The sequence below is a fragment of the Holdemanella biformis DSM 3989 genome (assembly GCF_000156655.1).
GTDB lineage: Bacteria > Bacillota_I > Bacilli_A > Erysipelotrichales > Erysipelotrichaceae > Holdemanella > Holdemanella biformis.
The window spans coordinates 22,376-31,238 of record NZ_DS996846.1 but is presented as its reverse complement, the minus strand read 5'-3'; the positions used below and the strand labels follow the sequence as shown (position 1 = coordinate 31,238).

Annotated in this window: 13 protein-coding genes; 7 read left to right on the top strand and 6 right to left on the bottom strand. The window is 33.2% G+C overall.

Annotated features, from left to right (window positions below; all coding sequences use genetic code 11):
* Nucleotides 1–119: 119 nt before the first annotated feature.
* Together EUBIFOR_RS09315 and EUBIFOR_RS09310 are read right to left on the bottom strand one after the other, a co-directional pair.
* On the bottom strand, nt 120–614 hold the full coding sequence (locus EUBIFOR_RS09315; protein WP_003865786.1) for a metallophosphoesterase family protein: 495 nt from the start codon (nt 612–614) through the stop codon (nt 120–122).
* Nucleotides 602–1,477 (bottom strand): beta-1,6-N-acetylglucosaminyltransferase, encoded by an 876-nt coding sequence (locus EUBIFOR_RS09310; protein WP_003865785.1) that lies wholly within the window; start codon nt 1,475–1,477, stop codon nt 602–604. The genes EUBIFOR_RS09315 and EUBIFOR_RS09310 overlap by 13 nt, the downstream gene beginning before the upstream one ends.
* Before the next feature lie 56 nt (nt 1,478–1,533).
* Here EUBIFOR_RS09310 and hflX point away from each other — a divergent pair, with 56 nt between their 5' ends.
* Nucleotides 1,534–2,760, top strand: coding sequence for a GTPase HflX (gene hflX / locus EUBIFOR_RS09305; protein WP_003865784.1), 1,227 nt, complete (start codon nt 1,534–1,536; stop codon nt 2,758–2,760).
* Between the two features lie 16 nt (nt 2,761–2,776).
* Here hflX and EUBIFOR_RS09300 read toward each other — a convergent pair whose 3' ends face one another.
* From EUBIFOR_RS09300 to deoC, 4 genes are read right to left on the bottom strand one after another with little or no spacing between them, the layout of a single operon-like run.
* On the bottom strand, nt 2,777–3,193 hold the full coding sequence (locus EUBIFOR_RS09300) for a C-GCAxxG-C-C family (seleno)protein (protein WP_050755968.1): 417 nt from the start codon (nt 3,191–3,193) through the stop codon (nt 2,777–2,779).
* A gap of 22 nt (nt 3,194–3,215) precedes the next feature.
* Complete coding sequence (locus tag EUBIFOR_RS09295) at nt 3,216–4,088, bottom strand: SDR family oxidoreductase (protein WP_003865782.1); 873 nt, start codon at nt 4,086–4,088, stop codon at nt 3,216–3,218.
* Between the two features lie 3 nt (nt 4,089–4,091).
* Nucleotides 4,092–5,009 (bottom strand): type I phosphomannose isomerase catalytic subunit, encoded by a 918-nt coding sequence (locus tag EUBIFOR_RS09290; RefSeq protein ID WP_003865781.1) that lies wholly within the window; start codon nt 5,007–5,009, stop codon nt 4,092–4,094.
* Between the two features lies 1 nt (nt 5,010).
* Complete coding sequence (gene deoC / locus EUBIFOR_RS09285) at nt 5,011–5,685, bottom strand: deoxyribose-phosphate aldolase (protein WP_003865780.1); 675 nt, start codon at nt 5,683–5,685, stop codon at nt 5,011–5,013.
* Nucleotides 5,686–5,831: 146 nt separating this feature from the next.
* Here deoC and EUBIFOR_RS09280 point away from each other — a divergent pair, with 146 nt between their 5' ends.
* The 6 genes from EUBIFOR_RS09280 to EUBIFOR_RS13290 all read left to right on the top strand — a co-directional run.
* Nucleotides 5,832–6,416, top strand: a complete 585-nt coding sequence (locus EUBIFOR_RS09280) for a GNAT family N-acetyltransferase (protein WP_147587415.1) — start codon at nt 5,832–5,834, stop codon at nt 6,414–6,416.
* A 34-nt stretch (nt 6,417–6,450) separates the two neighbouring features.
* Nucleotides 6,451–6,876, top strand: a complete 426-nt coding sequence (locus tag EUBIFOR_RS09275; protein WP_003865778.1) for an N-acetyltransferase — start codon at nt 6,451–6,453, stop codon at nt 6,874–6,876.
* Nucleotides 6,877–6,903: 27 nt separating this feature from the next.
* Nucleotides 6,904–7,344, top strand: coding sequence for a GNAT family N-acetyltransferase (locus tag EUBIFOR_RS09270; RefSeq protein WP_147587414.1), 441 nt, complete (start codon nt 6,904–6,906; stop codon nt 7,342–7,344).
* Between the two features lie 45 nt (nt 7,345–7,389).
* Nucleotides 7,390–7,728 carry a hypothetical protein gene (locus tag EUBIFOR_RS09265; protein ID WP_003865776.1) on the top strand — a complete coding sequence of 113 codons (339 nt, stop codon included), beginning with the start codon at nt 7,390–7,392 and terminating at the stop codon, nt 7,726–7,728.
* A 144-nt stretch (nt 7,729–7,872) separates the two neighbouring features.
* On the top strand, nt 7,873–8,505 hold the full coding sequence (locus tag EUBIFOR_RS09260) for a GyrI-like domain-containing protein (protein WP_003865775.1): 633 nt from the start codon (nt 7,873–7,875) through the stop codon (nt 8,503–8,505).
* A gap of 29 nt (nt 8,506–8,534) precedes the next feature.
* Nucleotides 8,535–8,863: GNAT family N-acetyltransferase (locus EUBIFOR_RS13290; protein ID WP_040466438.1), on the top strand; the 329-nt coding region annotated here is incomplete at its 3' end.

The window sequence follows — 8,863 nt, the reverse complement described above, 5'->3', positions numbered from 1 at the left end:
GAACAGCTTGGCTGGGTAGCTGAAAAGAATCTAGATGATATGTGTAGAGATACATGGAATTTCGCAAAACAGTTTATTAAATAAATTAAAGAAAACAGGCAGCCAAGGATTTGGCTGCCTTATTTAATGAAGCACTGATATTGATTTAAGATAGTTTCTACATTGATTCGAACCACTTTATATGTGACTTTCTTATCGATTGTTAGAATGATATAAGATCCATGCCAATCATCTCTAGGTAAAGTGATTGAACCTGGATTTAAAATCAAACAATTGTTGTAGATTTGTTCTTTGACTAAATGTGTATGTCCATAAAGATAGATATCGGGATGATGTTGATCGATATCTTTTTTTATTTCATCCAATCCTTCATCTCCATGTGAGAAATGGATGCGTTTGTCTAAAACAGTTAATCTTTGAAATTTAGGTAAATCTAACGTATCATTATTTCCTTTGACACATATAAAGTTATTTAAATCATTAATGTTTGTAGCTTGAGAATCTCCTAAATGAATGAATTTCACATTATCTTTATAGAGTGAAGAATAGATGTGATAAAGAATTTTTAGGATATTTTGATTCCCGTGATTATCCGAAACAATTACGATTCGCATGTGTAGGCATCAAAATAATCTTCATAAACTTGAAGATTATCTTCACTATGAGCTAGAGCTGCAAAATAAGTAGACTCTTTGATTGTGTCCAATTCTACATTTTCCATTGAACTTTGTAGTGTGTATTCACCATTTTTACCAATAGCCCATATGTTTTCGTTATGATGATCTACATTTGAGAATTTATGTAACATTGTCGCAATGGCCATTTCTTCTGGGTATAAACACATTTTAAATGTATTTGAACAATAGGCTAAATTGTCTGCCAAGGCTTTTGCGCTTTCATGTGTTAATATAAACCAAGGATAGCTGACATAGATTGTGTCTTCCATTTCACGTTTTTTAAAGGAATGAACAAAACTGGATGTCATTTTATTCATGGCACGAATGGTTTTTGATTTTTGAAAATCATAAGAGTTTGTAAAGAAGGCATAGTTTTCAAATCTTTTCTTTACTTCTTCATTTTCATCTGAATTATCCACTTCATAATAGATATCTTCGTCTTCATGTGCTTCTAAATATTCTACAAGTTGTGCTTTTGATTTTGTAGGGATCATACCATCTGTCATTATGATGAAACGATCATAAGTAAAGGATCCGTCTTCTTTTTCATATTCCAAAGCATCTTTCATCAATACAATAAAGCCTCTAGGTAGTGACATATCGGCTGGAAGGGCAGTTTGTTGGTGGTGAGCCACATGTAACTGTGGTGTATCACAATAGGATAGAATCAAATCATCACGTAGATCATCATCGTTTACCATCAAGTAAACATCATCGCCTTGGTTGATCAATATATCTAGGTTTTCTGTTATTTCTTCAAAATTATTTTTCATATAGTGCATTAAATAAGCAATTTTCATGGAATTCACCTCATGAAATATTATAACATTTTAGCATCGTATGATAAAATACATTTATGGAAAAAGCAATATTGATTGGTGTACAAACATACACAAGCCATTCTTTTGAAGAAAGAATGGAGGAAATGAAAGAATTAGCTCTTGCCTGTGATATTGAAATTTGCATGAGTGTATCACAAAATTTGGAGCATCCTCATAAAAAATATTATATGAATCCTGGTAAGATTGAAGAAATCAAACGCATTCTTGAAGATCAAGCATGTAGTATGGTTCTTGTATTAGAGACTATTTCGCCTTCTGTACAAAGAAATCTATCGGACTTTTTTGATTGTGAGGTCATGGATAAGAGTGCTTTGATTTTAGAAATCTTTGCTTCTCGTGCTAAGACAAAAGAGAGTATGCTTCAGGTTGAATGTGCAAGACTTAAATATTTATTGCCTAGACTTCAAGGAAGCTACAAACATATGGATAGACAGCGTGGTGGTTCAAAAAACAAGGGAACGGGAGAAAAGAAAATCGAACTGGATGCGCGAAGAATTGAGAGTAAGATTCATTTTGTTGAAAAAGAATTGGATAAGATCCATACACAAAGAAGCGTACAGCGTAATCAGCGTAAAAAAGGTATGGTCAAAAGTGTAGCACTAACAGGTTATACCAATGCAGGTAAATCAAGTATTATGAATGGGTTTGTGAATGAAGATAAGTCGGTATTTGAGAAGGATATGTTGTTTGCGACTTTGACAACTTCAACACGTCAAATTGAAACAGAGAATCATAATGTGTTTACTTTAAGTGATACAGTTGGATTTATTAGTGATTTACCACACAGTTTAGTACAAGCCTTTCATTCTACACTTGAAGAAGCTGTGGTTTCGGATTTGATTTTAAAAGTCGTGGATATTTCAGATGAACATAAGGATAGTAAACTTCAGGTTTGTGAAGAAACATTAAAAGAAATTGGTTGTGAGAAAGTTCCATATTTGTATGTCTTTAACAAGTGTGATCAGACAAATATTGAATATCCAAAACGTGTAGAGAATCGTATTTATATTTGTGCCAAGGAAAAGTCGAGTATTGCGTTTTTAAAGCAGGAAATTGAAAAGGAATTATTTCATATGGAAACTTTACATGTCGTGATTCCTTATGAAAAGGTAAGTGTACTTGATTATATTCATACCAATGGTAAGGTGCATAAGCAGGAATATAAAGAGGATGGTATTGAGGTTGATTTTAGTATTCAACAAGATTTGATTCATCGTGTAGACAGGTTGTTACGAATATAAGAAAAGAGGAAGAATCCTATAATAGGTGTTCTTCCTCAATTGTTTTTTCTAGAGCTTTTGCCGCTAATAAACAAGTGTTCATACATTTGATGTTTGGATCTGTACTGTGATGTACAGGTTTGATGTGTGCACAATCTAAATTGCCTAATAGTTCTTTAAAGTTACGTGTATGTTTTTGAATTAACGGTCTTAATTCTGGTAACATATCATGTGCTTTTGTCTTACAAACCATTTTTGATAGGGCCGCAATCGATCCGACTAATGCGCCGCATGTACTTCCTATAAACATGCCACCACCAAATCCGGCCATCATTTTCATGTCTTCTTCTGAAATATCTAATTGATAGGTTTCATTGCAGGCATGAAGTAGCGTTTCTGAACAGTTGTATCCGCTTTGGTAATATTTTTTAACGTTTTCCTCAAGTATAGTCATAAATAGCCTCCTACAAGCTATTTTAACTTTTCTTCCATCCAAAATCCATTAGAATTTCATTTACATCTTCTTCAAATGTCGCAAAATGAATTCCAAGACTTTCTAGTTTTTCACTATCTAAACGATAATCTCTGAATCGATCTTGGTATCGTTCGTTGTTTGGTAAAATGATTTCTTCAATGAGTTCATCACTTGCGCCTAAAGCTTTAGCTACGTATTTTGCGGATTCATATGTGGTCATCGTGTTCTTTGATGCCACATGATAAATGCCTGGTTCAAGTTCTGTGATTTTATCAAATTGTGTAGCCAAATGCTTAGCATAGGTCATACCACGTTTTTCATTCACAGTAAATAATGTTGGAGTATGGTTGATTAGCGCATTCATGACATTTTTAATGATGCTTGGGCTTGCCTTGATGCCTGGATAGCTTAGTCCCATCATCCATGTAAAGCGTAAGATGATCGCATCATCCAATTGTTTTTGAATCAATTCTTCACATTCGATTTTATTTTGCCCATATACAGTCACAGCACTTAATGGTTCGTCTTCTTTAAAAGGACCACAATTTTCTTTTCCATTGAAAGCTTGTTCAGTTGAACAGAAAATCAATTTGGCACCTTTTTCTTTACAACAATCGATGATGGCTTGTGTACTTTCTACATTGATTTTATGAACTAAATCTGGATGTTCATTGCAGAATGCCGTTGTTGCATTGGCGGCTGTGTGAAAACAAATGTCAAAATCTTGAGAAGCTACAAATTTTTTTACGTCTTCAGGATTTGTAAGGTCTGCATCCTTTCTTGTCATGCAGATCCAGTTGAAGTTATCTTTTTGATACGCTCTTACTAAGCTAGCAATATAGCCGTTGGCTCCGGTAACTAAAATGGTTTTCATAAATTAGTCCTTTCTAGGATTTGACACTAATAGGTGTGCTCCTTGTTTGATTGTGATTTTCTTAGATGCGAATGGTACAAATAGACTGTCATATTGTGGTAATACAATTTCTTCACTATTCCATACGATCGTACAATCTGAATCAATATTGGATAGAATCATGTAATGTTCATCACATGTTAAGTCCATGTCTTTATCAGCATATACTTCGTCCACTGTAAAGTTAGGACAATTGCCAATTCGGTGTGTTTCCTGTTTTTGTGGAACAAAAGTAGGTTTTAAATTGAAGTTTGTGACATCAAAAGATTCTTTGACATGTAAAGGACGTGTTTTTCCATCTTTTCCTTTACGGTTGTAGTCATAGAAACGATAGGTTGTGTTTGAGTTTGTACCTACTTCTAAAGCTAAGATGTCTTTTCCTAAGGCATGAAGCATACCGCTAGGAATAATAATGTAGTCTCCTTTATGCACTTCGACTTTATTTAGATATTTTTCAACATCATCGTTTATTAAGGCATTTTTGATTTCATCTGCATCATTGATAGTTGTTCCGGCAACTAGAGTAGCGCCTGGTTTGGCATCTAGAATATACCAGCTTTCATATTTTCCGTAATCATTGGAGTGTTCTAGGGCATAGTCATCTTCGGGATGAACTTGAATGCTTAAAGCATCCTTTGTATCTAGATAGGCAAGTCGTAATGTTTCATGGAGTGTATAGCCTTTACCTAATACTTCATCCGGATTTTCTTGAATCATTTCCATTAATGTTTTATCCGTTCCAACAATTTTGTTTGAACAATAAGGGTGGGCACTGACTTCCCACCAAGTTCCATAGTCTTCATCGATGCCTCTAGCTTTAGAGATATGATTGGTTCCCCAAATTGTATAATCAGGAATGGGTTCTAATAAAAATGGTTTCATGTTATTTTTCCTCGGCTTCAAATTCTTCTAAGATTTTTAGTGATGAGCTTGTTCCAATTCTTTGTGCACCTGCATCGATCATGGCTTTACATGTTTTCCAATCACGAATGCCTCCGGCAGCTTTGACTTTTACTTGTCCTTCAACAGTTTCAACCATTAATTTAACATCTTCTAAAGTGGCTCCGCCAGTTCCAAAGCCTGTGCTTGTTTTGATGAAGTCTGGTTTTACTTCTTTGGCAATTAAAGCAACTTGTTTGATTTCATCTTTTTCTAAATAACAATTTTCAAAGATGACTTTAGAAATGACGTTGTGTTTTCTACAAATAGAAACAATACTTTCCATTTCTTCTTTAATGTAGTCCCAGTGGTGCATTTTTGCTTGTCCAATATCAATGACATAATCGATTTCGTCAGCTCCATCTTCAATCGCAATCTTTGTTTCGGCAACTTTAGATGCTAGACCGGCTTGTCCTAAAGGAAAGCTAATGGCAGCTCCTACATGTACACTTGTTCCTTTTAATTGTTCTTTACAGAATTTAGTCCAAGTTGTATTGATCGCAACCATAGCGGCTCCGATTTCTTTGGCTTCGTTACATAATTTTGTAAGATCTGCTTCAGTTGCATAAGGTTTTAAAAATGTGTGGTCAAAATAATTTGCGAGTTGTGTTTTGTTCATAATTGTTTACCTCTCTTTTACGTTTTCATTCTAGAACGTAAAAAAAGAGAAGTCAAGCAAATGTTATAACATTTAAAAAGAAATTGTTATATCATTTGAAGCAGGAAGATTATGATATACTAATTTTAAAAGAAATGGAGAGTTTTATGACAGTATTAGATACAAGTATACCTTATGAAAAAGTATTGATGGTCATGGCACGCAAGACCATTCGTAAAGAGATCGAATTAAATCCAAAATTTCATTATGTTGAATTTGATGAATCATTAAAAGAAGCTTGGTGCAAGCTACAAACCCAGGTTTGTTTATTTGAAAATATAGATGAGGCAAGAAAGAAATGGGATAGTATGCTTACTAGAGATAAAGATTTCTTTTCTAAACATTTCTTGTTTGTCGTAAATGAAAATAATGAATTAGTTGGTAGTGCAGGACTTTGGTTTGGAAATGATTTTGAAGAAAGTAGACTTCGTGTTCATTATGTAGCGGTAAGTTTATCGGCTCAACATAAAAAGATTGCGCAGGCCATGCTTACAAAACTTTGTATGATGTATGACATGATTCCAAGTAAATATCCATTGTATTTGGCAACTCAATCGCAAAGTTATGGTGCTATCAAATTATATTCAAGACTTGGTTTTACACCCTATTTAGGGGCTTATAAGGGTTGTACAGAACAAAAGAGTAAGAATGCGTGGCAAAATGTCACAGAGATCTTGCGTTGTAAAGCTTAATTGATAAATTGGGATTTGGAAAAGAGCCACTTTAATGATTAGAGAGTTACAAAAAGCTGATATAAATAAGGTTGCAGATATATGGTTGAATACAAACGTGACAGCACATCATTATATTTCTTCGCAGTATTGGCAAAATAATTTTGAAATAGTGAAGGAATTGCTGCTGCAGGCAACTGTCTATGTCTATGAGGATAATCAAGAAATACAGGGATTTATAGGTCTAAATGATGAATATATTGAGGGTATTTTTGTTTCTAATGAAATGCAGTCGCATGGTATAGGAAAAGCTCTTCTAAATTATGCAAAAAATAAACGAAATAAATTATTTTTGAATGTATATCAAAAGAATCTACGGGCAATATCCTTTTATCAAAGAGAAGGATTTGAGATTCAGTGTAGTGGTTTTGATGAAGCTACCAAAGAAAAAGAATATGTAATGGAATGGCAACAGAAATAGAATTGGGGATTTATGGAGAAAATTCTTATGTGCAAAAATATTCAGATTAAAGAGGAGAGAATTTCTACAATTGAATATATTGAATTTTTAAAGCGTACGGATATAGGATCACAGTATCCGAAGGAACGATTCGAAGAAAGAATAGCAAAGCTGGTTGATCATGTATCAATCAGTCTTGTTGCAAGAAACAAGGATAATCAAATTGTCGGCGTTTTATTTGGATTGACCGACTATGCCTATTGGCTTTATATAACAGATTTAGGTGTAGACAGAGACTATTTACATCAAGGAATTGGCACGGAATTGATTAAGACAGCACATTCTTTAGCAGGTGGTAAAAATGATATTGCGGTATATTTGGTTGCGAATGAAAATGCCATTGCATTTTACGAAAAATTAGGAATGAAAAAAGCAAATGATGTGATGGAATATAACCACATTGAATGGACACCTTTCACTGTAAAGTAATCAACGTAATGCAATAGATAAATCAGAATTTGTGGAGGAACAAACATGACAAAGAATACTGTGATTTTTATTTTTTTAAACATGATATACCTACTTATTTGGTATGCAACAAACAAAATAAGAAGCACTAAAGTTGGTAAAGAACTAGACAATGGGTTTGAATTTTACAATAGTTTAAGTACAAGTGATAAAGAAAATTATTGGAAAGAAGATACTAAAATTTTAAATCTTTTCTTTGTACTTTTCATAATATCTATGGATATTTCCGTTATTCTTCTTTTTAATGAAAACAATCTTTGGATATTTTCATTAGTTGCAGGATTAATTATTTCATCAGTTGTTGCAATAATATTGAGTATTAATCTTAAGAAAAAATACAAATAAGCGAATAAATTATAGTTTATGATCGTATAGATTAAGACAAAGCGTATTTATAAATGAAAGGCTGAGAAATCAGTCTTTTTGTATAGTTTTCATATTTAATGGTATACTTTAAGAAATAGATAAAACCAAATTTAAGGAGTAATTATGGCTTTTGATTTTAAGAAAGAATATAAAGAATTTTATATGCCTAAAAATAAACCAGTGATTGTAAATGTTCCTGAAGCAAATTACATTGCGGTCAGAGGTGAGGGCAATCCAAATGAAGAAGATGGAGCATATCAGCAGGCAATTGGCGTATTGTATGCGATTGCTTATACTTTGAGAATGAGTTATAAGACGAATTATAAAATTGAAGGATTCTTTGAATATGTAGTTCCACCACTAGAAGGATTCTGGTGGCAGGATGATATAGATGGTGTGAATTATGCAGATAAAGATTCATTTCATTGGATTTCAGTCATTCGATTGCCTGATTTTGTGAATGAAAAAGATTTTGAATGGGCTGTTGAAACAGCAACTAAAAAGAAAAAAATAGATTGTTCATCGGCAGAGTTTTTGACGATCGATGAAGGTTTATGTGTTCAAATCATGCACTTAGGATCTTTTGATGATGAACCAGCTACAGTTGCACTTATGGATGAATATTTAAAACAAAATGGATATGCGAATGATATGAATAGTCAAAGACTACATCATGAAATATATTTGTCGGATGCAAGAAAGGTTGCACCGGAAAAATGGAAAACAGTCATTCGACATCCTATAAGAAAGATTTAGATAAATTGGAATTTGGAGGGAATAAATTCATGGCATTAAAATTAATGAAAGGCAGTTTGCAATACAAAAATCAAATTATAGAAATGATTAAAGAGTGGAAATCGTATAACGATACCCATGACGCAAATACTTCGCCATGGGCTATATTTAAAAATGATTATGATGATTTTGAATATTATCTAAATAATTTAGAAATATCAACTACGGATGATGGATTTGTTCCTGATTCTACTTTCTTTTGCTTAGATGAAGACCGGGATACCATGGTTGGTGCTGTTAATATCAGACATTACTTAAACGAATATTTATTGAAATATGGTGGTCATATTGGAGATGGTATAAGACCAAGTGAAAGAAG